This window comes from Arthrobacter sp. SDTb3-6 (assembly GCF_013376095.1).
Classification (GTDB): domain Bacteria; phylum Actinomycetota; class Actinomycetes; order Actinomycetales; family Micrococcaceae; genus Specibacter.
Genome location: NZ_JAAMFN010000025.1, coordinates 1 through 22,202, shown reverse-complemented (window position 1 = coordinate 22,202; position 22,202 = coordinate 1). Strand labels below are relative to the sequence as shown.

Annotated in this window: 22 protein-coding genes; 16 read left to right on the top strand and 6 right to left on the bottom strand. The window is 67.7% G+C overall.

Annotated elements, in window-relative coordinates:
• Window positions 1-63: 63 nt before the first annotated feature.
• Complete coding sequence (locus G6035_RS12840; RefSeq protein ID WP_176617492.1) at window positions 64-699, bottom strand: NADPH-dependent F420 reductase; 636 nt, start codon at window positions 697-699, stop codon at window positions 64-66.
• A 127-nt stretch (window positions 700-826) separates the two neighbouring features.
• Between G6035_RS12840 and G6035_RS12835 the strand changes: the two genes are divergently transcribed.
• The 7 genes from G6035_RS12835 to G6035_RS12805 all read left to right on the top strand — a co-directional run bounded on the left by G6035_RS12835 (window position 827) and on the right by G6035_RS12805 (window position 6,963).
• The gene (locus tag G6035_RS12835) at window positions 827-1,327 is read left to right on the top strand and encodes a MarR family winged helix-turn-helix transcriptional regulator (protein WP_371131005.1); all 501 of its coding nucleotides are present in this window, start codon (window positions 827-829) and stop codon (window positions 1,325-1,327) included.
• Window positions 1,328-1,479: 152 nt separating this feature from the next.
• A complete protein-coding gene (locus G6035_RS12830; RefSeq protein ID WP_371131004.1) occupies window positions 1,480-2,532 on the top strand; it encodes an iron-siderophore ABC transporter substrate-binding protein in 1,053 nt (350 codons plus the stop codon).
• 11 nt (window positions 2,533-2,543) lie between these two features.
• On the top strand, window positions 2,544-3,593 hold the full coding sequence (locus G6035_RS12825; RefSeq protein ID WP_176617490.1) for an iron chelate uptake ABC transporter family permease subunit: 1,050 nt from the start codon (window positions 2,544-2,546) through the stop codon (window positions 3,591-3,593).
• Complete coding sequence (locus G6035_RS12820; RefSeq protein ID WP_371131003.1) at window positions 3,590-4,657, top strand: FecCD family ABC transporter permease; 1,068 nt, start codon at window positions 3,590-3,592, stop codon at window positions 4,655-4,657. The genes G6035_RS12825 and G6035_RS12820 overlap by 4 nt, the downstream gene beginning before the upstream one ends.
• A gap of 2 nt (window positions 4,658-4,659) precedes the next feature.
• Window positions 4,660-5,514 carry an ABC transporter ATP-binding protein gene (locus tag G6035_RS12815; protein WP_256127963.1) on the top strand — a complete coding sequence of 285 codons (855 nt, stop codon included), beginning with the start codon at window positions 4,660-4,662 and terminating at the stop codon, window positions 5,512-5,514.
• Entirely contained in the window at window positions 5,511-6,476 is a 966-nt protein-coding gene (locus G6035_RS12810; protein ID WP_176617489.1) for a siderophore-interacting protein, read from the top strand. Before G6035_RS12815 ends, G6035_RS12810 begins: the two co-directional genes overlap by 4 nt.
• Window positions 6,477-6,549: 73 nt before the next feature.
• Window positions 6,550-6,963, top strand: a complete 414-nt coding sequence (locus tag G6035_RS12805) for a VOC family protein (RefSeq protein ID WP_176617488.1) — start codon at window positions 6,550-6,552, stop codon at window positions 6,961-6,963.
• Window positions 6,964-7,001: 38 nt separating this feature from the next.
• Here G6035_RS12805 and G6035_RS12800 read toward each other — a convergent pair whose 3' ends face one another.
• A complete protein-coding gene (locus G6035_RS12800; RefSeq protein WP_176617487.1) occupies window positions 7,002-7,463 on the bottom strand; it encodes a MarR family winged helix-turn-helix transcriptional regulator in 462 nt (153 codons plus the stop codon).
• A 102-nt stretch (window positions 7,464-7,565) separates the two neighbouring features.
• Between G6035_RS12800 and G6035_RS12795 the strand changes: the two genes are divergently transcribed.
• The 5 genes from G6035_RS12795 to rpsN all read left to right on the top strand — a co-directional run bounded on the left by G6035_RS12795 (window position 7,566) and on the right by rpsN (window position 11,231).
• Window positions 7,566-9,389 (top strand): ABC transporter ATP-binding protein, encoded by a 1,824-nt coding sequence (locus tag G6035_RS12795; RefSeq protein WP_176617486.1) that lies wholly within the window; start codon window positions 7,566-7,568, stop codon window positions 9,387-9,389.
• Window positions 9,390-9,462: 73 nt separating this feature from the next.
• A complete protein-coding gene (locus G6035_RS12790) occupies window positions 9,463-10,263 on the top strand; it encodes an SGNH/GDSL hydrolase family protein (protein ID WP_176617485.1) in 801 nt (266 codons plus the stop codon).
• Window positions 10,264-10,516: 253 nt separating this feature from the next.
• Window positions 10,517-10,753, top strand: coding sequence for a 50S ribosomal protein L28 (gene rpmB / locus G6035_RS12785; protein WP_113716244.1), 237 nt, complete (start codon window positions 10,517-10,519; stop codon window positions 10,751-10,753).
• Complete coding sequence (rpmG, locus tag G6035_RS12780; RefSeq protein ID WP_044574616.1) at window positions 10,753-10,920, top strand: 50S ribosomal protein L33; 168 nt, start codon at window positions 10,753-10,755, stop codon at window positions 10,918-10,920. The genes rpmB and rpmG overlap by 1 nt, the downstream gene beginning before the upstream one ends.
• Window positions 10,921-10,925: 5 nt before the next feature.
• Window positions 10,926-11,231 (top strand): 30S ribosomal protein S14, encoded by a 306-nt coding sequence (rpsN, locus tag G6035_RS12775; protein ID WP_176617484.1) that lies wholly within the window; start codon window positions 10,926-10,928, stop codon window positions 11,229-11,231.
• A gap of 82 nt (window positions 11,232-11,313) precedes the next feature.
• Here the strand turns inward: rpsN and G6035_RS12770 are convergent, their stop codons facing one another.
• From G6035_RS12770 to G6035_RS12755, 4 genes are read right to left on the bottom strand one after another with little or no spacing between them, the layout of a single operon-like run.
• Window positions 11,314-12,999, bottom strand: coding sequence for an alpha-amylase family glycosyl hydrolase (locus tag G6035_RS12770; RefSeq protein ID WP_176617483.1), 1,686 nt, complete (start codon window positions 12,997-12,999; stop codon window positions 11,314-11,316).
• A gap of 26 nt (window positions 13,000-13,025) precedes the next feature.
• Complete coding sequence (locus G6035_RS12765) at window positions 13,026-13,928, bottom strand: carbohydrate ABC transporter permease (RefSeq protein ID WP_256127962.1); 903 nt, start codon at window positions 13,926-13,928, stop codon at window positions 13,026-13,028.
• Complete coding sequence (locus G6035_RS12760; RefSeq protein ID WP_176617482.1) at window positions 13,929-14,819, bottom strand: carbohydrate ABC transporter permease; 891 nt, start codon at window positions 14,817-14,819, stop codon at window positions 13,929-13,931.
• Between the two features lie 34 nt (window positions 14,820-14,853).
• Window positions 14,854-16,146, bottom strand: a complete 1,293-nt coding sequence (locus tag G6035_RS12755) for an extracellular solute-binding protein (protein WP_371131002.1) — start codon at window positions 16,144-16,146, stop codon at window positions 14,854-14,856.
• 159 nt (window positions 16,147-16,305) lie between these two features.
• Between G6035_RS12755 and G6035_RS12750 the strand changes: the two genes are divergently transcribed.
• From G6035_RS12750 to G6035_RS12735, 4 genes are all read left to right on the top strand, one after another.
• Window positions 16,306-17,514, top strand: coding sequence for an ROK family transcriptional regulator (locus G6035_RS12750; RefSeq protein ID WP_176617480.1), 1,209 nt, complete (start codon window positions 16,306-16,308; stop codon window positions 17,512-17,514).
• 190 nt (window positions 17,515-17,704) lie between these two features.
• On the top strand, window positions 17,705-17,992 hold the full coding sequence (locus G6035_RS12745; protein WP_110502511.1) for an HU family DNA-binding protein: 288 nt from the start codon (window positions 17,705-17,707) through the stop codon (window positions 17,990-17,992).
• A 102-nt stretch (window positions 17,993-18,094) separates the two neighbouring features.
• Window positions 18,095-20,377: a cytochrome c oxidase assembly protein gene (locus G6035_RS12740; protein ID WP_176617479.1), complete on the top strand. Its 2,283-nt coding sequence runs from the start codon at window positions 18,095-18,097 to the stop codon at window positions 20,375-20,377.
• Window positions 20,377-22,202 (top strand): NHL domain-containing thioredoxin family protein (locus G6035_RS12735; protein WP_176617478.1); only part of this gene is annotated, 1,826 nt, incomplete at its 3' end. The genes G6035_RS12740 and G6035_RS12735, both read left to right, overlap by 1 nt.

Below are 22,202 nucleotides of genomic sequence, written 5' to 3'. Positions count from 1 at the left end.
CGCCACAGCTGTACTCTCGGCGCCGGTTCTCTCAGCGCCGGGGCCCCGAAGGGCTGGGTTGGGTCAGCCTACGATCTTCAGCCCGGTGTTCCAGTTGAACGTCTCGAACGCGGGGTTGGCCTGGAGGGTCATGACCAGGAACTGGAAGCCTTCAAGCTCGCGGGAGCGCTTGAGGGCACCAACCACGATGGGCCGCATGCCGCCGCCGGAGACGAGGGAGGAGACGGCTGCCGTCGCGTCGGCGTTGTCCCCGGCGATAAAGACGTCCAGGGTCTGGCCGCCGGCTTCGCCGGCCACGAGCGTGCCGGCGAAGGTGGTGTTGAAGGCCTTGACGACGCTGGCGGGGGTGAGGGCGGCGATTTCCTCGGCGGCCGAGGTGCCCGGGGCGACGACGAGCGAGTCGAAGGTCTCGAAGTTCACCGGGTTGGTGATGTCAATGACGGTCTTGCCTTCCAGGGCGTCCCCGTAGTTGGACACAATTTTCTTGGCGTCGTCAAACGGCAGTGCCAGCACCACGATGTCGCCGGCGGGGGCCGTGCCCACGGTGCCGGAGGTGACGTTGCTGGCCAGTTCGGCGGCGAAGCTGCCGGCCTTTTCCGCGTCGCGGCCCAGTACCTCGACGCTGCGGCCGGCGGCGAGTGCGCGTGTGGCAATGCCGCGGGCCATGTTTCCGGTGCCGATGATGGTGATGGTGCTCATGGTGTTCCTACTTTCCAAGGGGTTTGCTGGAAGTCATTACTTGAAGCTACAACTAAATATAGGCCGGTTTAGTTGAACTGTCAAGTAAAAACTTTGGAACGTGTCCCACCCGCCCGCACATGGAAAGATGGTGTCCATGATTGAACAGGGGCCACGCTGGCTGAGCGTGGATGAGCGCGCGGCGTGGCTGGCGCTGCTGTCCACCACCACGTTGCTGCCCGGCGCGCTCGAGGGTCCGCTCCAGCAGGCGGCCAGGCTTTCGCTTTTTGACTACAATGTCCTGGCCATGCTCTCGGAGGCTGCCAGCCGCACGCTGCCCATGAGCGAGCTGGCGGCGCGGACGAGTGCCTCGCTGTCCCGGCTGTCACACGTAGTGAAGAAACTGCAGGCGCGCGGGCTGGTGGAACGGGCCACGCATGCCGATGATGCCCGTGTCACCGCGACCACCGTCACCGCGGAGGGCCTGGCGCTGATCACGGAACTGGCGCCGATCCATGTGGCATCCGTCCGCGAATTGGTCTTTGACCACCTTGACGAACAGGATGTGGCCGACCTGGCCCGCATTGGCCGCAAGCTTATGCGCGGGCTCGATGCCAACCACTGGATCCTGCGCACGCCGGCGCCCTAGGCATCCGCGCGCCGTGCTCGTATCCCACAGTGGCGCATCACGAAAATCCAATACGTCACACTAGTGTTCCCTAATGCCTAAAATCTCCGCTAGGGTAGGTAAGGCTTACTTAACTACAGCCGTCATCTACCTGCCTACGGTGAGGAACAATTGTGGAATTTTCGCGTCGACATGGATTCTCGTTCGGACTGCTGGCAGCTGCGGCTGCCGCCGCCACACTGGCAGGGTGCTCCACCGGAGCTACCGGCACCGTGGGAAACGCTGCGGAGAACACCGCCGCGGACACCTTTCCCGTCACGGTCCGGCACAAGTTCGGCAGCGCCGTCATCAAGGCCGCCCCGCAGCGGGTCGCCACAGTGTCCTGGGTCAACGACGACATCGCCATCGCCCTGGGTGTCATCCCGGTAGGCATGCCCAGGAATGACTGGGGCGGCAACGACCAGGGCTCCACCCCGTGGAAGGATGCCGCCCTGGCGAAGGCCGGCGCCGCCCTTGGCACCGACAAGGCCCCGGTGCAGTACTCCGAAGCCGACGGCGTCAACTTCACCGAGGTGGCCAAGACCAACCCGGACGTCATCCTCGCCGCCTATTCGGGGCTGACACAGGAGGACTACGACAAGCTCAGCAAGATCGCCCCGGTCGTCGCCTACCCGGAAGCACCCTACGGCACCTCCTGGCAGGACGCCACCACGTTGATCGGTGCCGCCCTCGGCAGGTCGCAGGCCGCGAAGGAGCTCGTCGCCGCCACGGGGAAGACCATTGCGGACCAGGCCGCCAAGTACCCGGCCATCACGGGCAAGACCTTCATCTACGGCAATCTGGAGCCGGCCAAGGGCGACGGCGTGAACGTCTACCTCTCCGGTGACAACCGGCCCAAGTTCCTCACCAGCATCGGGATGGAGCTGGCCCCCGTGGTGGTTGCCGCGGAAAAGGGCACAAAGGACTTTTTCATGCCTTGGTCCGCCGAGAAGGCCAATGAGCTGGACTCGCAGGTGTTCGTCAGCTGGGTTCCCGACGCCACGACGAAGGACGCCATCGTGGCGGACCCGCTGCTCGGCCAGATCCCGGCCATCAAGAACGGCACCTTTGTGGCGGATTCGGACAACACGCTGACCTTGGCAATTTCCGCCTCCTCCCCGCTGAGCCTGCCCTGGGCGCTGGATGCCTTCCTGCCCCGGCTTGGCGCCGCGGCCGCCAAGGCTTAGGGCTGAACGCGATGGGCGCAGCCGCCCTTGAAGCCCGGGTTTCTGCCGCAGCCTGCGCTTCAGTGGCCGCCAGGCCGAGGATGCTGTGGCTGGCCACCGTCGTGGCCGCACTGGCGCTGTTGGTCCTCTTGTCGCTGGCCGTCGGGGCCCGGAGCGTTGCCCTCCCCGCCGTCCTGGACGCCCTGGTCCGCTTTGATGCGGCCGACGGGGACCACGCCGTCGTGGCCGCGCGCCTGGTCCGCACAGTGGCCGGCCTGGTGGTGGGGGCCTCCCTGGGGCTGGCGGGGACGTCCATGCAGGGCGTGGCCCGCAACCCGCTGGCGGACCCGGGGATATTGGGCGTCAACGCCGGCGCGTCGCTGGCCGTGGTGGCCGGCATCTTTTTCCTGGGCGTCGCGGGGGTCTCCTCCTACCTGTGGTTCGCCTTTGCCGGCAGCGCCGTGGCTGCCGCGGTGGTCTACGGCGTGGCCAGCCTGGGCCGCAGCGGGGCGACGCCGGTGAAGCTGGCGCTCGCCGGGGCCGCTGTGGCCGCCGGGATGGGCTCGCTCATGAGCGCCATGGTCGTCTCGAGCCAGGACTCCCTGGAACTGTTCCGTACCTGGCAGGTGGGCGCGCTCGCCGGCAAGTCCTGGGGATCCATTGGCGCCGTGCTGCCCTTCGTGGCGGCGGGCGCCGTGATCCTGCTTTCCACGGGCAGGTTGCTGAACACCCTTGCGCTGGGGGATGACACGGCGCGGGGCCTGGGCCGGCGGCCCGGGATGGGGCGGGCTGTTTCCGCCGTGGGGATTGTGCTGTTGTGCGGCTCCGCCACGGCGCTGGCCGGGCCCATCGCCTTCATCGGCCTGGTGGTGCCGCACCTGCTCCGGGCACTCGTGGGATCCGACTATCGGTGGTTGCTGCCGCTCTCCGCCGCAGCCGCCCCGACGGTGCTGCTCGCGGCGGACATCGCCGGACGCGTGGTCCTGCTGCCCGGGGAGGTGCCAGCCGGTGTCCTGGCCGCCTTGATCGGTGCGCCCGTGTTCATCGCCGTGGTGCGGCGAGGACGGCGGGCCGAACTGTGAGCGTCCTGCACAGGACACGGCAGCCTGCCGCCGTGGGTGCCGCCGCCGGTGGCGCCTGGGTGCGCCAACAGCGCCGGGCGTCCCGCCGGCGTCGTGCCTGGGTCCTGGCAACCCTCGCCGCCACAGTGGCGGCGCTGTTTGTCGTGAACATCCTGCTGGGCAGCTACACCGTAACCATCCCGGACTTCCTGCGGCTGCTCGGCGGGGCGGACATTCCCGGCGCCCGCTTCATCGTCATGGACAACAAGTTGCCGCAGGCCGTGTTGGGGCTGCTGGCCGGGGCGTCGTTCGGCACGGCCGGTGCCGTTTTCCAGGCGATGCTGCGCAATCCGCTGGCCAGCCCGGACATCATCGGCATCAGCTATGGGGCCAGCGCCACCGCCGTTGCCGCGATTGCACTCTTTGGCGTGACTGGCGCCGGGGTGTCCGCGGCGGCCATGGCCGGGGCCCTGGCCGTGGCTCTCCTCATCACCTGGCTGGCGCGCGGCCGCGGCGGGACGGGGCTGGTCCTGGTGGGCATCGGGGCAGCCGCCTTCATGCAGGCGGGAGTGACATTCATGCTGTCCCGCGCGGACATCAACAACGCCCAGGACGTCATGGTCTGGCTGAGCGGCTCCCTGGGCCGGGCGAATTGGCAGCGTGTGGCCTTCCTCGCCCTGGCCCTGCTGGTCCTGCTGCCTGCCACCGGTCCGGGGGTGCGCCAGCTGCGCGGCCTGGCCCTCGGCGACGATACCGCCGCCGGGCTCGGCTTCAACATTCAGCGCGCACGCCTGCTGCTGACTGTCCTCGGCGTGCTGCTGGCCGCCCTGCCCACTGCCGCGGCCGGGCCCATCGCCTTCGTCGCGTTCCTCTCCGGGCCCATCGCCCGGAGGCTTAACAACGGCGACACGTCCCTGCCGCTGGCCTCACTGGTGGGCGCCGCCATTGTGCTGGCCGGCAATTTTGCCGCCGTCAACGCGGTCCCCGGAACCACGCTGCCCGTAGGCGTGGTGACCGGCGCGCTCGGTGCCCCATTCCTTCTCTGGCTCCTCGTCTCATCCAACCGCACCAACCAAGGAGGCTGACCATGCCCCCCGAAATGCCCCTCGAAGCGCATGCCACACGACTGGGCGCCCGCAACGTGACACTCGGCTACGCCGGGGCACCCATCGTGGAGGGGCTCTCACTGGAGCTGCCCGCCGGGAAGGTGACCATCATTGTCGGTGCCAATGCGTGCGGGAAATCCACGCTGCTGCGCGGGCTGGCCAGGCTGCTGGCCCCAGGCCCAGGTGCCGTCCACCTCAACGGGACGGAGATCCACAAGTTGCCCACGCGCGCCCTGGCCCGCGAACTGGGCATCCTGCCCCAGGGCCCAACAGCGCCCGACGGCATTACCGTTTCCGAGCTGGTGGGGCGTGGGCGCAGCCCCCACCAGGGGTGGTTCCGGCAGTGGACGGACGCCGACGACGACGCCGTGGCGGCTGCGCTTTCCGTCACCGGCACGCTGGAGCTGGCCGCGCGCAATGTGGAGGAACTGTCCGGAGGGCAGCGCCAGCGCGTCTGGATCGCCATGGCATTGGCCCAGGAAACCGGAGCCCTGCTGCTCGACGAGCCCACGACGTACCTGGACCTGGCCCACCAGGTGGAGGTGCTGGACGTGGTGTCCGAGCTCAATGCGCGGCGGCAAACCACGGTTGCCATGGTGCTGCATGACCTCAATCTGGCGGCGCGGTATGCAGACCACCTGGTGGCCATGAAGGCCGGCCAGGTGGTGGCCCAGGGTCCGCCGGGCGCCGTGCTGACCGCGGCGCTGGTGCGTGAGGTGTTTGGCCTGGAATCGGTGGTTGTGCCGGATCCGGTGACGGGGACGCCGCTGGTGGTGCCGTTGGGGCGGCGGGCCGCGGTGCTTCGCCCGCGTTTGCGGCAAGGCGTGCCGGCATGAGCGCCGGGGCGTCCCTGGTTGAGGCTCCGGCCCGGCCACTGCGGACTTTTGCCCTGACCGTGGCGGCCGTGCGTCAGCTGACGCCACACTTCCGGCGCATTACGTTCACCGGTGGGGACCTGGCGCTCTTCGGGACAGGTGCCGGCGGCGAAACGCTTGACCTGCGCATCAAGGTGCTCATTCCGCCGCCCGGGCGCGGGCTGCCCGAGCTGCACGCGGTGCGAGGGTCCCTGCAGGACGGCTGGTACCCGGCCTGGCTTGCCGTGGACGAAGCCGTGCGGGGGGTGATGCGCACCTACACGGTAAGGGCGCTGCGGCCGGCCGTGCCGGCATCGCCGGATTTCCCGGGTGCCCCGGCGGAACTGGACATTGACTTTGTGCTGCACCCTGGCGCCTCCGGTCCGGCTGCGTTGTGGGCCGCGGGTGCCCAGCCGGGGGATCCGCTGCTGGTAATAGGACCGTGCGCCCGCTGGGGCCGCTGCCTGGGCATCGAGTTCGCACCGGGCGGCGCAGGGCGGGTGCTGTTGGTGGGCGACGAAACCGCCGTGCCGGCCATTGCCGCGATCCTGGAATCGCTGCCCCCGCACATCATCGGGCATGCGGTCCTGGAGGTGCCCACGGCGGCCGACTTCCTGGACATCCATTCGGCAGCCCGGGTGGAGGTGCGGTGGCATGCGCGCAACGGCGCGGCACACGGAACGCTGTTGGACGCGGCCGTCCGCAACGTCATCGTGCCCGCGGCCAAACGGCAGGGGGATGAGCCCGAGGAGGTTGACGTGGACTCGGCCGTATTGTGGGAAACGCCCGAATGCAGGCCCGGGCACGGCCTGTATGCATGGATTGCGGGCGAGGCCGCGGCCATCCGCGGCCTGCGCCGTTACCTGGTGCGCGACGTCGGAATGGACCGCAATTCGGTGGCCTTCATGGGCTATTGGCGGATGGGCCAGGCGCTTGCCGCATAGCTGATGACAGCGCGGGGGATCGGGGGCATAATGTCTTGCATCACAGTGCGAGCAACCCCCAAGGAGCACCGCCATGTCCGTTCAACTCAACCCCTATTTGAACTTTCGCGACAACGCCAGGCAGGCCATGGAGTTTTACCACTCGGTCTTCGGTGGCAAGCTTGACCTGAGCACCTTCGCCGAATTCCACGTCTCCGAGGACCCTGCCGAGGCGGACAACATCATGCACGGCCAGCTGGCAGGCGACAACGGCGTGGTGCTCATGGCCGCCGACGTCCCCCAGGCCATGGACATCAAGCCCAATTCAACCGTCTCGCTCTCCGGCGACGACGAGGAAACCTTGACGGGCTACTACAACAAGCTCTCCGAGGGCGGCACCATTGGCGAAAAGCTGGCCAAGGCACCCTGGGGCGACACCTTCGGCATGTTCACCGACAAGTTCGGCGTGCCGTGGCTCATCAACATTTCGGGAACCCCCGCCGCGTAGCTGTTCCTGGCCGCAACGCCAGGCGGGGCGGGCCGGGGTTAACGGCCCAGCAGGGCCAGGATCCTGGCCAGCTCGGCGCGGTCTTCGGCAGCGAGGCGGGCAAAGTACTCGCTGGACCTGTCCCGGCGCTGGGCCGTGATGTCCGCAAAAAGCTGCTGCCCGGCCGCCGTTGCCACCACCAGGGTGGCGCGGCGGTCCGTGGGGTCCGGATCGCGGCGCACCAGGCCCTTGGCTTCAAGCTGGTCCACCACCTCGGTGGCTGAGCGCGGGGCAATGCGCAACCGCTCCGCAAGGTCCTTCAGCCGGACGCCCGGCGCGGAGGGCCCTGCAGGCGCGTCCAGTCCCGGCGTGCAGGCGCGCAACAGCGTCATGAGCGCCCGCCATTGGTGCGGCGTCATCTCCCACGGCGCCAGCTGCTCGGCCCAGGTGCGGCGCAGGCCGCGGAAGGCGGAGTGAAACAGCTCGCCCAGGTCTGCGGGTTGGTCTCCGGAGGAAGTCATGGTGCCAGTCTACCCAGCTTGACCCATAACCTCATAGTGAGGTAACCTCCTGAATAGTTGGTGCGACTCCCGCACCCGGCACACCATCTGGAGGTGCAGCCCATGACGGAGAGCAAAAAACCGCCCCACGCCGGCCGTGGACCCGCCCGCGTCAGCCCCGCCGACCAGGCCCAGCTTGCACGCCACCCCGTAAGCGCCAGGCGCATCGCGGCACTGTTCGCGCCCCACAAGGGGACCATCGCCGCCGTCGTGCTTCTCATCAGCGCCTCCAGCGTGATCGGCCTGGCGCAGCCGTTCCTGGTCCGCGGCATCATCGACACCGCCCTGCTGGAGCGGAACATCACGTTGCTCGCCTGGCTGGCCGGCGCCATGATCGCCGTCGCCGCGGCCACCGCCGCCATTGGCGTGGTGCAGACGTGGATGGCCACCGGCATGGGCCAAATGATCATGCACGCCCTGCGGGTCCGCTTGTTCACCCACCTGCAAAGGCAGTCGCTGGGATTCTTCACCCGGACCCGCAGCGGCGAGGTGCAGTCGCGCCTGAACAACGACATCGCCGGCATGCAGTCGGTCATCACCTCCACGGCCACCGGCGTCGCATCCAACCTGACCACCGCGGTCGCCACGGCCGTGGCCATGGTGGCGCTCTCGCCCCAACTGTCCCTCCTGTCCCTGGTGGTCATCCCGCCCGCCGTCTGGTTCTCCCGCCGCGTGGCCCTGCTCCGGCGCGACGTCACCTCCACCCTGCAGGCCGAGCTCGCCACCATGAACACCCAGGTCGAGGAGGGGCTGTCCATCTCCGGCGTCCGCCTGGCGAAGACCCTGGGCACCACCGGCCGGGACGCGGCCCTCTACACGGCCAGCTCCGAGCGCCTGATCGGCCTGGAACTGCGCTCGCAGCTGGCCGGGCGTTGGCGCATGGCCACCATGGGCATCATCTTTTCCGCCATCCCGGCCCTGATCTACTTTGCCGCCGGACTGCCTGCGAACGGCATGAGCATTGGCACCGTGGTGGCGTTCACGGCCCTGCAGTCCACCATTTTTCGCCCCATCATGGGCCTGCTGAACCTCGGCGTCCAGTGGGTCACGGCCATGGCGCTGTTCAGCCGCATCTTTGAATACCTTGACCTGGTCCCGGAGGTCACGGCACCGTCCCACCCGATCCCGTTGGATCCCGCCACGGTGCGCGGTGAGGTGCGCTTTGAAAACGTGCGTTTCGCGTACGACGGCGGGCCGGACGTCCTGCGCGGAATCGACCTTGCGCTGCCCGCCGGCTCGGCAACCGCCGTCGTGGGCCCCACGGGGTCCGGAAAGTCGACCCTTGGCTCGCTGCTTCCCCGCCTGCACGATGTCACGGCCGGGCGCGTGACGATTGACGGCGTTGACGTGCGCGACATCGCCCCGGAGGTCCTGGCCCGGATCGTGGGCGTGGTGTCGCAGGAAAGCTACCTGGTCCACGCCTCGATCCGCGACAACCTGCTGCTTGCCGCGCCCGACGCCGGGGATGCCGCACTGTGGCAGGCGCTCGGGGCGGCCCGGATCGCCGATCTCGTGGCCGGACTCCCCGGCGGCCTGGACACGCTGGTCGGCGCCCGCGGCCACCGGTTTTCGGGAGGGGAACAGCAGCGGCTGGCCATCGCGCGCACCATCCTGCGCAACCCGCGCGTCCTCATCCTCGACGAGGCAACGTCCGCGCTGGACAACACCACCGAGGCGCAGGTGCAGGGGGCGCTGGACCACCTCGCCGTCGGACGGACCACCCTGACCATCGCCCACCGGTTGACCACCGTGGAGGATGCGGACCAGCTGGCCGTCCTGGCCGGCGGGGAACTCGTGGAAACGGGCACGCCGGCGCAGCTGCGGGACGCCGGGGGAGCGTATGCGGCCCTCATCGCATCCGCCGGGCAGCTGGAGCCGGCCGCGTAGGCGCCAAAAACGGACCGGCCGGGGGCGGACATAGGATTGACTTGGTCAAGGCAGGTGCAGCAAGGAGGCGGGCGTGGAATATACGGAACGGTACGTGGCACTGGGCGACTCGTTCACCGAGGGGCTCGGCGACACGGACCCGGCGCTGCCCAACCAGGTGCGGGGCTGGGCGGACCGCACGGCCGAACAACTGGCCGCCGCCTGCCCGGGGGATTCGTTCGGCTACGCCAACCTGGCCATCCGCGGGAAGAAAATGAAGCAGATCCTGGCGGAACAGGTGGACGCGGCCGTGGCCATGAACCCCACGCTTGTCACCATCTACGCCGGCATCAATGACATCCTGCGGCCCAAGGTGGACATCGACGCCATGCTGGCTGCCTACTCGCTCGCCTTGGCCAAGCTGGCGGGCACGGGCGCCCGCGTGCTCGTCTTCACCGGATTTGATGCCAGCAGCTCCAAGGTTTTTGCCGGCATCCGCGGCCGCACCGCCGTCTACAACGAGTTGCTGCGGGAAGTGGCGGAGGTGCGCGGTGCTGAACTGGTCGACTACTGGCGCTTCCGCGAATACAACGACTGGCGGCTGTGGGGCGTGGACCGCATGCACATGTCCACGCCCGGTCACATCAACATGGCCAACCGGGTCCTGGAACGGCTGGGTGGGACGGCCCGCATTCCCATGCCGGAGCTGCCGCCCGTCCCGGTCCGGACCACCGCCGAAACGCTGAAGGACAACGCCGCCTGGACCCGCGAATACGTGGGGCCGTGGATTGGCCGCCGCCTGCGGGGGGTGTCGTCCGGGGACAACCTCTCCGCGCGCTGGCCGGAGCTGCATTCGCCGCGGCGCAGGGGCCATGATAAGGACGATTGGTCTTAATGGCCCGCCAGCCACTAGACTGGGTAGGCGCCAGGTGGCGCGGAGCGTGTGCAATTGCTCCGGTTTGCGGTGAATATGTTCCCGCGGGCCGGTAGTTAGGGGCTCAAGTTGCGTGCATTCGGGTATTCGCCGGACGGCCTTTTCCATCATCATTGTCAATGAATTGTGGGAATCATGCTGTCCAGGGGCGGACGCTGCCTTGGCGCACGGTTTGCAGCAGCGGACCGTTTCCATTCATTTATTAGGAGTGATCATGGCAGCACACTGCCAGGTGACCGGAGCCGAGCCGGGCTTTGGACATAGCATTTCGCACTCGCACCGCCGCAACAAGCGCCGGTTCGATCCGAACATCCAGAAGAAGCGCTACTGGGTTCCGTCCCTGCGCCGCAATGTCACCCTGCAGGTTTCTGCCAAGGGGATCAAGGTCATCGATGTACGCGGAATTGACGCCGTTGTTGCACAGATTCTGGCACGAGGGGTGAAGCTCTAATGGCAAAGGACAAGGACGTACGTCCCATCATCAAGCTCAAGAGCACGGCCGGTACCGGTTTCACGTATGTGACCCGCAAGAACCGCCGCAACACCCCGGACCGCCTGGTCCTGAAGAAGTACGATCCCAAGATCCGCCAGCACGTTGAATTCCGAGAGGAGCGCTAAAGACTATGGCCAAGAAGTCCATGATCGCCAAAAACGAGAAGCGCAAGGTCATCGTCGAGCGTTACGCTGAAAAGCGCCTCGAACTGAAGAAGGCCCTCGTTAACCCCGCCTCCACTCCGGAAGAGCGCGAAGCTGCCCGCCTGGGCCTGCAGAAGCTCCCCCGCAACGCTTCGCCCGTGCGCGTCCGCAACCGCGACGCCATCGACGGCCGTCCGCGTGGAACGCTCCAGAAGTTCGGCATCTCCCGCGTGCGCTTCCGCAAGATGGCACACGCTGGCGAACTGCCCGGCATCACGAAGTCCAGCTGGTAAATTCCGGTTCTAAAAAGGGCGGCAACCTTCGGGTTGCCGCCCTTTTTTGGTGCCCGCGAAAGCGACGCGGCATACGCCCGGCCTACAGCTGCAGCCAGGCCGTTGCCGCCCCGGGCAGTGAACCCGGCAGTGAACCCGGCAGTGAACCGGGCAGGAGCCCGGCACTGGCCAGGAGCACCTCCCCGGCCGGCAGCGTGAAGGGGTCCGTGCCGAAGTTGGTGATGGACGTCCACCCGTTCGGGCGGCGGAACGCCAGGACGTCCTCGCGCCCGGTTTCCAGCCACTCCAGCGACTCTGCGGCCTGCAGCCGCGACCGCAGGGCGAGGGCGGCACGGTACATCGACAGCGTGGAATCCGCCACGCCGTCCTCCGCCTCGACGGACGATTCGGCAAACCAGGCCGGCTGTGGCAGGTGGGCATCCCCCGTGCCGAAACCGAAGGACGCCCCGGCCCGGGTCCAGGGCAGCGGCACGCGGCAGCCGTCGCGGCCCATGTCCACGCCCGGGTTGCGGAAGAACGACGGGTCCTGGCGTTGCCCCGCCGGAATGTCCGCCACCTCCTGAAGGCCCAGTTCCTCGCCCTGGTACAGGTAGGCGGAACCCGGCAGGGCCAGTTCCAGGAGGGTCGCGGCGCGGGCACGGCGCAGGCCGAGCGCGGCGTCGAGCCGGGGCACGGTGCCGCCGCTGAGCAGCCACGCCGAGCCCTGCTTGGCCGTGTCGCCGTTCCGCGCCGGCAGCCCGTAGCGGGTCGCATGGCGGACCACATCGTGGTTGGAGAACACCCAGGTGGTGGACGAACCGGACTCCGCGGCGAGGCCCAGGTTGAACGTGATGATGTCCCGGAACGCCCCGGCGTCGAAATCGGCCTCGAGCAGGTCAAAGTTGAAAGCCTGGCCCAGTCCGTCCGCACTCGCGTAGCGCGCCCTGCGGTCCGAGGCCACCCAGGCTTCGGCCACGGCCGTGCGGGCGGGGGTGTAGGCATTGAACACGGTGCGCCACCCGGCGTAAATGTCGTGTACGTCATCGCGGTCCCACAACGGGTGGTTGCCGTCTTTGGGAGTGGCGTCGAGTTCGGCCTGACTGGGCAGGTCCTGGCCCAGGTCCTTCGCGAGGCCGTGCGCCACGTCGATGCGGAAGCCGTCCACGCCCCGGTCCGACCAGAAGCGCAGCGTCTGCTGGAAGTCCGCATGGACCTGGCGGTTGTTCCAGTTCAGGTCCGGCTGTTCCTTGGCGAAAAAGTGGAAGTACCACTGTCCGTCGCCCACGGGTTCCCAGGCGGGCCCGCCAAAGGTGGACACCCAGTCGGCGGGCGGCGCGGCACCGTCCGGGCCCAAACCGTCCCGGAAGATGTAGCGGTCGCGGGCGGCGGAACCCTTCGGGGCGGCCAGTGCCTCGCGGAACCACTCGTGGCGGTCGGAGGTGTGGTTGGGCACGATGTCCACGATCAGGCGGATGCCAGCGGCGTGCAGGGCCTGCGTCATGGCATCAAAGTCGTCCAGGGTGCCCAGGCGGGGGTCAACGTTGCGGTAGTCGTCGACGTCGTAGCCGCCGTCGGCCAGTGCCGAGGGGTAGAACGGGCTGAGCCAGACGGCGTCGATGCCCAGCTCCGCCAGGTACGGGATGCGGGAGGTGATGCCGGGCAGGTCGCCGATGCCGTCGCCGTTGGAATCGGCAAAGGAGCGGGGGTAGATCTGGTAGACGGCGGCCTGGCGCCACCAGGTCTCGTCGGGGGTGGGCAGCTGCCGTGCCGTGGCAAGTGTTTCAGTCATGGGGTTTGTTCTCCTTGGGTGGTGGTTTATTTGATGGCGCCCTGGGTCAGCCCGGACATGACCCAGCGCTGGGATATGAGATAGACGATGATGGCCGGGGCCATGGCCATCAGGTACGACGCGAAGGACACGTTGTAGTTATTGCTGAACTGGGTCTGAAAGATGTTCTGCAGCACGGGCAGGGTCTGCAGGGCAGGGTCTGCCGTGATCAGCGTCGGCATCATGTAGTCGTTCCACGACGCCAGGAAGGCGAAGATGCCCACCGTCGCGCTCATCGGGGCCAGCAGCGGGAAGACCAGCCGCCAGAACACCTGCCAGGTGCTGGCGCCGTCGATCCTGGCACTTTCCTCCAGCTCGGTGGGAATGGAGCGCAGGAAGGCGGTGAAAAGCATGACGCTGAAGGACAGCTGGAACATGATGTGCAGGATGGCCACGCCCACCGGGTTGTCCAGGTGCACCATGCCGGTCAGCTTCACCTGGGACAGCGCAACCACCGGGAACGGCAGGAACATGGCGGCCAGCAGGTAGAAGAAGGACCAGCGGAACACGCGGTTTTCCCAGTTGTGTGAAATGGCGAAGGCGGCGAACGAGCTCAGGGCGATGGTGCCGGCCACCGTGACGGCGGCAATGAAAACGGAGATGGCGAAGCTGCGGGGGAAATCCGTGAGCGTCCACGCCTGGACAAAGCCGTCCAGGCTCAAGGGGAAGGGCAGCGAAAATGCGTTTCCGTCAACGGCCTGCCTGGTGGTTTTGAAGGCCATCACGCAGCTTGCATAGAGCGGGACCAGGACGGTGAGGGAGCAGAGGGCAAGGATGATGGTCAGCGCCCAGCTGCCGCGCTGGGCCCGGGATGGACGACGGCGGGGGCGGCTCCCCGCGGTGGCGGGAGCCGTGTGCGTGGCCGGGGCGGGCATGACTTGGGTGCTCATCTAAAGGGCCGCCTTTCCGCGGGTGGTGCGCAATTGAAGCAGTGCGATGACGATCGCGATCAGGAAGAAGATGGTCGCGTTGGCCATTTGGTACGAGTAATCGCCGTTGGAAAAGCCGTTGAAGATGGACATGGCAACGCTGGTCGTGGAGGTGCCGGGGCCGCCCCCGGTCAAGCCGACAATGATGTCGTAGGTGTTCATGAAGCCCTTGAAGCCCAGGATGAGGTTGATGACCACATATCCGGCGGTCAGGGGGACGGTGATGGAGCGCAGCTGGCGCCAGCCGCCTGCCCCGTCGAGGGAGGCGGCTTCGTAGACATCCGAGGGGATGGCCAGGACGCCGGCGATGTAAATGAGCAGGGTTCCCGGGATGGCCTGCCAGGCGGTGACCACCACGATGGCAAGCCAGGCCAGGTCCGGGTTCGCCAGCACGCTTTGCTCCAGCGGCCCGAAACCGACGGCCGAGGCAACACTGGGCAGCGAGTTTGAGAACAGGTAGTTGAAGACATAGGCGATGACAATGCCGGAGACCACCATGGGCAGCACAAAAACCGCACGGAGGGCGATCCTTGCCCGGATCCTGGAGGTCAGGGCGATGGCCAGCAGGAACGCGACCACGTTGACCAGCAGCACCGTCACGACGGCGAAGCCAATCGTGAACAGGTATGCCGCTAGGATGGCCGGGTCGGAGAAGACGGCAATGTAGTTGGTCAGGCCGATGAACCTGAAATCGCCAAAGCCGACGGAGTTCGTGAAGCTGAGGGCGATGCCCATGACGGCAGGAACCATGATCGCCAGGGTGAACAGGATGACGGTGGGCAACAGGAAGAGATAGAAGACGGGTTCGACGCGGCGTCGCCGCCGGACCGGAGCCGGGGATGAAAGGGCCATGATCTTTACTCGATTCGTGGGTGCGGGACGGCGGTCAGGCGTTGCGCAGGGCGAGCCGGGACCAGTCGGAGTCCAGGGTGGCCAGTTCCGGCCCGGGGGCGGACCCAAGGGCGATGGCCTGGGCATAGTCGGCCACGGGGATGGAGGCCGGGATCAGCTGCGAGGCGCCCAGGTAGAAGGCGGCGCCGTCGTAGTATTTCTGCATGCCGGCCAGTGCGGGGTTCCTCGCCGGCGGGGAATCCGTCCGGACGCCGAAGCCGTTGTTGTCGGCATTGTATTTGTCGTTGACCTCCGGCTGCATGAGGAAGGACAGGAACTGGCGTGCCGCCGCCTTCTTTTTCGACGCTTCCGGGATCCACAAGGCGAGGTCGACGTTCACGCGCACCTTGAGGTCTGCAGGGTCTTCGGTGACCGGGAGGGGGAAGGTGCCCAGGTTCATCGTGGGCGCGGTCTTGGCAATTTCGTTCAGTGCCCATGGGCCCTGCAGGTACATGGCCGCCTTGCCTTGGGCGAAGGCGAGGTTGCCGTCGCCGTATCCGCGGCTTGCGGCATCCTGGTTCGCCAGCAGGGCAAGCTGGGACATGTGCTGCATGGGGCCCTGGAAGTCTTTGTGGAACGACGCGGCAGATCCGGCCCGCACCGAGGTGCCCTCGGCGTCCAGGGCGCTGAAGAACCGGGGGATGTCCACCATGCCGCCGACGCTGTAGTCGAACATGCCCTGTGCCACGGTCCAGTTGTCCTTGAGCGTGTTGTAGAAGGGGGAGATCCCGGCGCCCTGAAGCGTCCTGCACACCGCCTGCAGCTGGGACCAGGTGGTGGGCACGGCCAAACCGTACCTGGCGAACATGTCCTTGTTGTAGATGACCGAGGCAGCCATGACCGAGTACGGGATGGCGCTGGTGCGGCCGGGGTAGGTGGCCGTCTGCTGGAGCAGTGGCCACAACTTGGGATTGATCGACTTGGCCTCGGCCATGTCGGAGAGATCGCTCAGGGCCCCATGCCTGACGAAGGCCGCCACGGAGAAGTTGTAGTTCCAGCAGCCCAGGTCCGGGGGCTGGTTCCGCACGAAGTCTGCGGACATGCTTGACGTGGAATCGCGGATGACCCGGACGGTGTCCTGGCTCGCGTGGAACTGCTTGATCAAGCCGTCAAAATAGCCGATCACCTCCGGCTTGGAGACGTAGAAGGTGATGGTGGTGGTTTTCCCGCCGGACCCCTGGCCCGGGGCGCATCCGGCCATCGACAGCCCGGCTCCCAACGCTGCGGCACCGAACAGGAACGACCGCCTGCTCAGTCCCGGCTGCGCTGCTGGTGTAGTGGATTGCACGTCATTGTCTCCCTTGGCTGGACTTCCCTGGCTGGACATCCCTGGCTGGACTCCGATGGTCCGCCGGCTGCGCGGCGGCGTTTCTCTAATAACTAAATCTAGAACCTATATTTAATAAGCAAAGGTAATATTGCCTCACGACGGCGATGGGGTCAAGGGATGTTACGGGAAGATGTGGCGACGTCGCCGCAATTGTTGCGGCGCATGAACGTAGGGGCGGTGCTGCGCTATGCGTTGGCTGCCCAGACCTTTCTGGCGTCGGAGGTCATGGCGGCGACAGGGCTGACCCGGTCCACGGTCCTGGGGCTCTGCGACACCCTCGTGGCGCAGGGGTGGATCGACGAGGTGGCTGATTCCCGGGAGGCCGGCCAGTACAGCAAGGGCCGGCCCGCCCGCCGCTACCGGCTGCGCGACCGGGCCGGCTATATCGTCGCCGTCGACGCCGGCCAACACACAGTCACCGCGGCCGTGGCCGATCTGCGCGGCACCATCCTCGCCCGGACCGGCCACACGATCGACGGCGTGCAGGGCCCCGTCCGGCGGACGGCGGCGCGCGGTGCCGTCGATTCCGTGCTGGCACACGCGGATGTGCGCCCGGAGGAGGTCTTCCTCGTGGTGGTCGGCGTGCCGGCCCCCGTGGACGGACAGGGACACTCCCCGGCGGGACACGACTATTGGCAGCACATGAATCCGGGCTTCCCTGCCGTATTTGACGATTGCGGCCGGACCATGGTCGACAACGACGCAAACCTGGCGGCGCTCGCCGAACACGCCCGCAACCCGGGCCTTGACTCCTTTGCAACGCTATTGTCCGGTGAACGCTTCGGTGCGGGGCTGGTCGTTGACGGCAGGCTGCTGCGCGGCCGGCACGGCGGTGCGGGCGAAATGCGCCTGCTGGACATTGTCCAGGGAGCCGGTTCCTCCGAAGGGCTGGGGTTCCTGGCCCGGGAATGGGCTGTGGCGGCCAGCAAGGCCAGGACCCTGCCGCCGGGCTCGGCGCTGGCGCAGCTTCCCCGGGCGCAGTTGTCCGCCGAGGCGGTGTTTGCCGCAGCAGCCGGCGGGGATGCGGCGGCGCAGGGGATTGTGGACCGCCTGGGGGAGCGGCTGGCCCGCGTTGCCCAGATACTGGTGAGCCTGCTGGACGTGGAGAAGGTCATCGTGGCCGGGGCCATCGCCCAGGCTGCGCAGCCCGTCATCGACAAGGCCGCCGCCGTGCTGGATGACGTTTTCCAGCCGCCCGTGCCCGAGCTGGCGGCGTCCACGCTGGGGGCCGACGGCGTGGTGCTGGGAGCACTGGAATGCGGGCTTTCCATGTTGCGCGACGAGCCGTTGTCGTTTGCCCCGTTTCGCCCCGGTGTGGCGCGTTAACGGGCCGTTTTTGGGCCGCTGCGGGCGCCCGGGGGTGAAAACCGGGGCAGGAATCACTGCAAATCGGTCCAAAAACCACGAAAAACGCCCAAAATTGCCGGAATCCCGCGGAAGAACTGGTAAGTTCGCTAGCAGTGGTTGACACGCAACCGCGTGGAACAAGAATTTCTTGACGTCCAGGAGGACAAACATGGCTAAGAATCGTAGCGAACTGGTTGCGGAAGTTGCTGCAAAGGCTGAGACCAGCCAGACCGCAGTGAACGGCGTCCTGGACGCACTGTTCTCGGTATTCGAGAGCTCCGTTGCCGCCGGTGAAAAGATCACCATCCCGGGTTGGCTCTCCATCGAGCGCACCGACCGTGCAGCTCGCACCGGCCGCAACCCGCAGACCGGCGAAACCATCCAGATTGCCGCAGGCCACAGCGTCAAGCTGTCCGCCGGCTCCAAGCTGAAGGCTGCCGTTTCCAACAAGAAGTAATCACCACAACTTCGCCGCGGGGGCGGCCGGCACCTGCCGGCCGCCCCCGCGTGTTTAATCCGCAGGTGAAGCTGGGAAGTCCCTGATTCGCCCTGGACCGGCATGGTGCCAGACAATGGAAGGGTGCCACCCGTAGAATCAGCCCCCGCCACGAGTCCCCGCCCGGAGATTGCCGCGCCAAAACCCGGTCTGGCCGCCACTTTTGCCGGCGGCATTCGCGGGCCGTGGTGGTGGCTTGGGCTGGCCGGCGCCATGGCCGGCGTCGTGGGCGCTTTGCTGTGGACCGGCGCCGCCGGGGTGCAGCAGCTCGGCGATCCGGGGGCCTTCACCCGCTGGGGCCTGCCCGTGGCCACCACCATCCACAACCTGGCCCTGGCCACGGTCGTGGGCTCGCTGGTGTTCGCCATCGTGATCCTGCCCAAGGATGCCACGTCCCGCCGGCCCCACACCGGCAAGCAAAAGGCGGACTCCGCCAAGCGCCACCACGTCCCCGAACATCCCGCCTTCACCCGCGTCATGACGCTGGCTGCGGTGGCCGGCGGCGTCTGGACCCTGGCAGCCATCGCCGTCCTAGTGCTGACGTACTCAAGCATTTCCGGGCTGTCCGTGTCCGGCAGCAGCGAATACACCCACCAGCTGGTGTTTTACATGACGTCGCTGCCCGTGGGCCAGGCCTGGCTCATGGTGGTCATTTGCGCCGCCGTCACCACCACCCTCGTGTTTGGCCTGCGCAATATCAGCGCCCTGGCCGTCCCCCTGGTCGTGGCCCTGCTGGCGTTTGTGCCGCAGGCGCTGATCGGCCACTCCGCCTCCAGTGCCGACCACGTTGGCGCCGTGAACTCGCTGTTCCTGCACATCACCGGCGTTTCGCTGTGGGTGGGCGGCATCATTGTGCTGGTGGTGGTTTCCGGGGTGTTGGGCAAGATCACCGCCCCGACGCTGCAGCGCTTCTCCACGCTCGCCATCTTCGCCTTCGCAGGCGTGGCCGGCTCCGGAATTGTCAACGCCGCCATCCGCATCACCAACTGGCACGACCTCTTCTACTCCAGCTACGGCCAGCTGATCCTGGCCAAGTCCGCCGCCACCATCCTGCTCGGCGTGATCGGCTGGATGCACCGGACCTGGATCATTCCCCGCCTGGCCGGGGGTGAAAAACCAGCGACGGCGGCCCGCACCCGCCGCCTGCTCTGGCAGCTGGTCTTTGGCGAACTGCTGATCATGGGCATCACCAGCGGCCTCGCCGTGGGCCTGAGCCGCTCCGCGCCCCCGCAGTCCCGGGAACTGGTGCAGGCGGCGCTGACCCCGGCCCAGATTCTCACCGACTACCCGCTGCCACCGGAGCTGACCTTCTCCCGGTGGTTCACCGAGTGGCGGATGGACTGGCTGTGGGTGGCCTTCGCCCTGGCCGCCGCGGCCGCGTACATCTCCGGCCTCATCAAGCTGCGCCGCCGCGGGGACAAGTGGTCCGTGCTGCGCAGCGTGTCTTGGTTTGCCGGGCTCGTGTCCCTGGTCTACATCACCTCCGGCGGGACGGCCGTGTACGGCCAGGTCCTGTTCAGCGCCCACATGGTGGAGCACATGTCGCTGATGGTCATCGCCCCCCTGTTCCTGGCGCTGGGCTCGCCCGTGTCCCTGGCACTGCAGGCGCTGACCCCGCGCCGGGACGGCAGCCGGGGCGTCCGCGAATGGATCCTGGTGCTGGTGCACTCCCGGTACTCGCAGCTGATCACGCACCCGCTGTTTGCCGCAGCCAACTTCGCCGGCAGCCTGGTCGTGTTTTACTACTCGCCCCTGTTCAACCTGGCCATGCGCTACCACGTGGGCCACGAGCTGATGATCGTGCACTTCACGCTGACGGGTTACATCTTCATCATGAGCATGATCGGCTCGGACCCGCTCCCGCGCCGCTTCCCGTACCCGATGCGGCTGCTGCTGCTCCTGGCAACCATGGCGTTCCACGCATTCTTCGGGGTCTCCCTGATGATGGCCACCAACCTGCTCTCGGGCGAATACTTTGGCAACATGGGCCGGCCCTGGGGTGACTCGGCGCTGGTTGACCAGCAAACCGCCGGCGGCATCGCCTGGGGCGTGGGGGAGGTCCCCACCCTGGCCATTGCCATGGGGGTCGCCTACATGTGGTCGAAGTCGGATGCGCGCGAGACCAAGCGCAAGGACCGGGCCGCCGTTCGGAATAACTACGCCGACCTCAACGCTTACAATGACATGTTTGCCCAGCTGGCCCGGCGTGACGCCACGATGGACTCCGCCCACAGCGGACCGCCGCTGCCGCACCTGCACAACAGCCCGGCTGCGCCCCCAGCTTCACCGTCTGGTACCCCATCCGGTTCACGTTCCCAACCTGGGTCACAAGGAGAAAAGCACTAGTGGATTCTGCAACGAACACCGCCGCCACCGTCCGCGTCCGCGCCTCCGAACTGCAGGGCCGTGCCTGGCTCAACACCGGTGGCGCCGAGCTGGGCCTGGAAAAGCTGCGCGGCAAGATTGTCATCCTCGATTTCTGGTCGTTCTGCTGCATCAACTGCCTGCACGTGCTGGACGAACTGCGCCCCCTCGAGGAGGAGTACAGGGACGTGTTGGTCACGGTGGGCGTGCACTCGCCGAAGTTTGAGCACGAGGCGGACCCCGCGGCCCTCGCCGCCGCGGTCGAACGTTATGAGATCACCCACCCCGTCCTGGACGACCCCGAGCTGGCCACCTGGCAGGCCTACTCCGCGCGCGCCTGGCCCACCTTGGTGGTGGTGGACCCCGAGGGCTACATCGTGGCCCACCTTTCCGGCGAGGGGCATGCGGCCGGCCTGGCCTCCTTCATCCCCGAACTGATCGCCGAGCATGAGGCGAAGGGGACCCTGCACCGCGGCGACGGGCCCTATGTGGCTCCCGAGCCCGTCTCCCGCGACCTTCGCTTTCCCGGCAAGGTGCTGCCGCTGGCGGGCGGGAACTTCCTCGTCTCCGACACCGGCCACCACCGGCTCGTGGAGATGGGTCCGGACCTGGCCACCGTGGTGCGCACCATCGGGGCCGGGACCAGGGGGCACACGGACGGTTCCGCCGGGCAGGCCGAGTTCAACGAACCCCAGGGCGTGGCGCTGCTCCCGGCCGCACTGGCCGCGCGCGTCGGGTACGACGTGATCATGGCCGACTCGGTAAACCATCGCCTCCGCGGGGTCACGCTCGCCACCGGCGAGGTGCGGACCGTGGCCGGCAATGGCGTGCAGCGGCTCCTGGATGCGGGCCCTGCGCGGGTGGATGACGACGGCGCCCCGGCCTCTGCGACGCAGCTCGGCACCGCGCCCCTCGAGATTGCGCTGTCCTCGCCGTGGGATGTGGCGTATTCCTCCGTGCTGGAGACAGTGGTGGTTGCCATGGCCGGAACGCACCAGCTCTTTGGCTTTGACCCGGCCAGCGGTGCCGTGGAGATTGTTGCAGGCAACGGGCTCGAGGGACTGCTTGACGGTCCGGCCCACCAGGCCTGGTTTGCCCAGCCCTCCGGCCTGACCGAGGACGCCCAGGGAAATCTCTGGGTGGCCGACTCCGAAACGTCAGCGCTGCGCGTGGTGAAGTTCGGACCTGCGGGCGATGCCGGCGGGCGGACGGCGACCGTGGAGACCGCCATCGGCGAGGGCCTCTTCGACTTTGGCTTCCGCGACGGCGACGCCGCCCAGGCCCGCCTGCAGCACCCGCTGGGAGTCGCCGTGCTCCCGGACGGTTCCGTGGCCGTGGCGGACACCTACAACGGTGCCGTGCGACGCTACGACCCCGCCACACGGCAGGTCAGCACGCTGGCCCGCGGGCTGGCCGAGCCCAGCGACGTGCTGCTGGACGAGTCCGGCGACGTCCCGCTGCTCATCGTGGTGGAAGCCAACAAGCACCAGCTGATCCGCGTGCCGCTGCCCAAGCAGGCACTGCAGGTCGACGAGGGCGCCGCACAGACCCAGCGCCCCAGGACTGCCGTGGCCAGCGGCGGGCTGGCACTGACGGTGCGTTTCTCGGCGCCGACCGGGCAAAAGCTGGACGACCGCTGGGGCGACCCCACGCAGTTGAAGGTCTCCTCCACCCCGCCGGAACTGCTGGTCTCCGGCGGCGGCACGTCCGTGGGCCTGTCCCGGACGCTGGTGCTGTCAGCCGATGTGCCCGAGGGCGTGCTGCACCTGACCGCCCGGGCCGCGGCCTGCGACGGCCCGGAGGATGC